The sequence below is a fragment of the Henriciella sp. genome (assembly GCF_049649345.1).
Classification (GTDB): Bacteria; Pseudomonadota; Alphaproteobacteria; order Caulobacterales; family Hyphomonadaceae; genus Henriciella.
Map to the genome: position 1 here is coordinate 1 of NZ_JBARZC010000532.1, position 3,481 is coordinate 3,481.

At 58.8% G+C, this 3,481-nt stretch carries 4 protein-coding genes; all 4 read right to left on the minus strand.

Annotated features, from left to right (window positions below; genetic code table 11):
• Positions 1 to 19: 19 nt before the first annotated feature.
• Positions 20 to 853 (minus strand): aldo/keto reductase, encoded by an 834-nt coding sequence (locus tag WA989_RS14670; RefSeq protein ID WP_424341226.1) that lies wholly within the window; start codon positions 851 to 853, stop codon positions 20 to 22.
• Positions 854 to 953: 100 nt separating this feature from the next.
• Positions 954 to 1,316, minus strand: a complete 363-nt coding sequence (locus WA989_RS14675; protein WP_424341227.1) for an MmcQ/YjbR family DNA-binding protein — start codon at positions 1,314 to 1,316, stop codon at positions 954 to 956.
• 20 nt (positions 1,317 to 1,336) lie between these two features.
• Entirely contained in the window at positions 1,337 to 2,278 is a 942-nt protein-coding gene (gene egtD / locus WA989_RS14680; protein WP_424341228.1) for an L-histidine N(alpha)-methyltransferase, read from the minus strand.
• The coding region (gene egtB, locus WA989_RS14685) for an ergothioneine biosynthesis protein EgtB (RefSeq protein WP_424341229.1) at positions 2,275 to 3,481 on the minus strand (1,207 nt) is incomplete at its 5' end. The genes egtB and egtD, both read right to left, overlap by 4 nt.

Genomic DNA, 3,481 nt, shown 5'->3' on the forward strand with positions numbered 1-3,481 from the left:
GTTGTGCGCATTCTACCGATTAGGCGGCCTTGTCCCAATCAGGCGCCCAGCTCGGATTGATCAGACGTTGGTCCTCAGCGTTGAGCGCTGTGATCCGCCCCATTTCCTGCGGCGTCAGCTCGAAATCGTGAATATCATTGTTCTGCGCCAGATGGTCAGGCGATGACGACCTTGGAATCGCGATCACGCCCGGCTGCTGGACAAACCAGCGAACGGTTACCTGGGCCGGCGACTTGCCATACTTTTCGCCGATCTCCTTGAGCACCTTGTCATCAAAGACTTTGCCCTGCGCGAGCGGCGAATAGGCGGTGATTGAGGTGCCAAGCGCGTGCGCCGCTTCAAGGATAGGGGTCTGGTTGATGAAGGGGTGATACTCGACCTGATTGGTCAGGATCGGCGCCTTTGAGAGTTTGACTGCCTCAGCAAGCTGCTCGGAGTTGAAATTCGACACACCGATATTCCGGGTCAGGCCGCGCTCGCGCACCTCATTCATCGCGCCGAGCGTCTCTTCGAGGGGAACATCGGCGTTTGGCCAATGCATCAGGATGAGATCGCAATAATCGGTCCCAAGACGCTCTACGCTCTTCTCGACAGAGGCCTGAAGATCTCCATCATTGAAGTCCGACATCCAGACCTTGGTCGTCACCCAAAGGTCTTCGCGCGGCAGCTGCGCATCGGCGATGCCGCGACCGACATGTTTTTCATTTTCATAAGCCTGCGCGGTATCGATCATGCGATAGCCAGCCTCGATCGCCTTGGCGACGCACATCTGCGCGGTTTCCTCTTTAAGCCGCCAGGTGCCGAACCCGATTTTCGGGATGTCGATGCCGAAATGCTTTGTGGTGAGGGTCATCTGTGGGTCTCCTTACGTTGCAATTCTTCACCAAAACAACGGGCGGCCTTCCTCACTTGTTCCTGCACGCTCGCCCCGGGACTGCGGCGTTTCCTGGCCTTCACTGATTGAGGCCGAGTTCCTTTTGCAGCTTCTTGGTCAGCCCGAGAGAGACAAGCCTGTAGCTTTCGCAAAGATAGTCCTTCAGAGCATTGTCGCTCATGCTCTCGTCAGAATAACGCTGGATCCATTTCATGCCGCGCGAGGCAAGATGGGGTGCGCCCTGACAGCCGGGTTGTTCTTTCAGAATGTCGAACCCGAGTTCCGACACCTTGAAACTCACTCGAAATCCGTCATCGGCGCGATCATTCGCAATCGCGAAGACCTTGCCGCCAATCTTCCAGACATGCGAGCCGCCCCACTGCACAATATGGGTCGTATGGGCGAGGCTTTCACAAAAGCCGTTGTACTCTTCCAGTGTCATCGCCCCTCCCCATGCCGGCCCTAATCTGCGCCGAGCAGCATGACGGCGAAATAGTCGTTCTCGTCTGTCCAGGTCTGCTCGAGCCGCCAGCCACAGGCGGCCGCCATGTCTGAAAAGGCGGCCCGGCTGATCTTTCGGGAGTTTTCGGTATGGATCGTCTCACCCCTGGTAAACGAGAACGATTCTCCGGCAATGTTCACTGTCTGGTCGGCTGTGCTGACCAGATGCATTTCGATCCGGCTATCCTCAGAGTTCCAGCGCGCTTCGTGTTCGAAATTGTCGAGGTTAAAGCTGCCACCGAGTTCGCGATTAATGCGCGCCAGGATATTCTTGTTGAACGCCGCCGTGACACCCGCAGCATCATCATAGGCCGGCACGAGAATGTCGGACGGTTTTGGCTGGTCGAGCCCCACAATGAAGGCGGCATTGTCGCCAAGGTCTGCCCGCACGCTCGTGAGGAAGCGGTTGATCTCGGCGTCCGACAGATTGCCGATCGTCGAGCCGGGGAAAAAACCCACCGTCCGCCCATCACCTTCGGGTAAGCGAGCACCGAGATTGGAGGCCATGAAGTCAGACGCAATCGGCTGGATCAGCAGCTCTGGATAATCGGTCTCGAGCTCATCTGCAGCAGCTTTCAGGTGGGAGGCCGAGATATCAACCGGCACGAAGGCGTGCGCATTTTCCAGCGCATCGAGCAGGATCCGCACCTTGACCAGAGAGCCGGCACCATATTCGACGATGACCGCATTCGTCCCGACGGCGTTCGCCATATCCGCAGCGTTCGCGTCCAGAATCTTCAGCTCGGTCCGCGTCGGGTAATATTCCGGAAGCTCGGTAATCTCATCGAAGAGCTGAGAGCCGCGCGCATCATAGAGCCAACGGCTCGGCAACGACTTCTGCGGCTTCGACAGGCCTGCAAGCACGTCCTTGCGGAACGGGTCGTCAGAAAATCCGTCCATCATGCGTCGCGCGCCAGCCTCAGACCTGAAAACTGCCAGCGTTTATCGGGATGGAAGAAGTTCCGGTAGGTTGAGCGGATATGGCCGGGCGGTGTCGCGCAGGAGCCGCCGCGAAGGACATATTGTCCGCTCATGAATTTGCCATTGTATTCGCCCACAGCGCCCTCTTCTGCCTTAAAGCCTGGATATGGGCTGAATGCGCTTTTCGTCCACTCCCAGACATCGCCATAGACGCTGAGCAGGCCTTCGCCTGACTGCGGCGCAGGGCTGAGCCGACCAGCCCCTGCATCATTGCCTTTTATCGGCAGATCTTGCGCGACGGTTTCCCATTCGGCCTCGCCGGGCAGCCGTGCGCCGGCCCAGCTCGCATAGGCATCGGCTTCATAATAGCTGACATGGCAGACCGGCGCGTTCGGATCGACGGGCTGCCAGCCGCGAAGCGTCATCGTCCACCACGCGTCGTCGTGTTGCTGCCAGTAGAGCGGTGCTGTCCAGACTGCATCCTGACACCTGGCCCATCCATCAGACAACCAGTGGTCGGGGGCTTGGTATCCACCTGCCTCGATGAATTCCATCCATTCGCGATTGGTCACGCATCGATTGGCAATTTCAAACGGTTCGAGCCAGGTCTTGTGGCGCGGGCGCTCGCAATCAAAACCGAATCCGGACTCTGCGGTCTGCCCTGTTTCGACAAGCCCTCCCTCGAAGCGGCGCCAGAACAGCGGGGCCGGGTCGCTCTTCATCAGGCGCGGCTCTGGCGGTCTCAGGCCCGGCTTGAGCGGGTTTTGCGCGAAGAGGTGCAGGATGTCTGTCAGGAGGAGTTCCTGATGTTGCTGCTCATGGTGAAGGCCGAGGGTGACGAGATCTTCCAGCTCGGATGAAAAGCCGCCTTCGATAAGAGACGCCATCGCTGCGTCGACATGCGCGCGATAGGCCAGGACATCAGAGAGCGGCGGCCGTGTGAGCAGACCGCGCTCCGGTCGCGGATGGCGCTCGCCAACCGCGTCGTAATAGGAATTGAAAAGATAGTCATACGTCTGGTCGAACGGCTCATAGCTTTGCCAATGGGGCCGCAGCACGAAGCGCTCGAAGAACCAGGTCACATGCGCGAGATGCCATTTCGCCGGGCTCGCATCGTCCATCGACTGGGCGGTCGCATCGGCATCCGACAGACCGTCCGCGAGACAAAGCGTATCATCCCTTACC

Coding starts and splice junctions, on each gene's coding strand:
- WA989_RS14670 (WP_424341226.1), bottom strand. CDS start 853: ATGACCCTCACCACAAAGCATTTCGGCATCGACATCCCGAAAATCGGG.
- WA989_RS14675 (WP_424341227.1), bottom strand. CDS start 1,316: ATGACACTGGAAGAGTACAACGGCTTTTGTGAAAGCCTCGCCCATACG.
- egtD (WP_424341228.1), bottom strand. CDS start 2,278: ATGATGGACGGATTTTCTGACGACCCGTTCCGCAAGGACGTGCTTGCA.